The organism is Haemophilus sp. UMB1048, assembly GCF_030218125.1.
Classification (GTDB): domain Bacteria; phylum Pseudomonadota; class Gammaproteobacteria; order Enterobacterales; family Pasteurellaceae; genus Haemophilus_D.
Window position 1 is genome coordinate 1 of record NZ_JASOPB010000078.1, and the last position, 290, is coordinate 290.

Here is a 290-nt window from a genome sequence, read left to right on the forward strand (position 1 = left end):
TAAATACGCCATCCCCGACGATGTCGCTGCAGCGATGCGATTGAAACTGGTCATGTACAACGAAGCCATAAAACTGACAATCAACGAATACACGGCAACAACACCTATAGATCAGCCTATCACCCTGACATTATGGCGAAGCAGCACCCAATACAAGAAAAATAATGAGACCAGCGAGCAGTCTTACGGTGAATACATCGCCTTCCACGCGCAACTCTACAAGCAGCTCACTCATGACGGGTACACCGTTATCGTGAACTACTACGAGTAAGGGTGTGCTCACTCTCGAG

1 protein-coding gene is annotated in these 290 nt (G+C 48.3%); it reads left to right on the forward strand.

Going from position 1 to position 290, the window contains the following annotated elements:
* Positions 1-271: hypothetical protein (locus QP437_RS09950; RefSeq protein ID WP_285267727.1), on the forward strand; the 271-nt coding region annotated here is incomplete at its 5' end.
* Positions 272-290 lie beyond the last annotated feature (19 nt).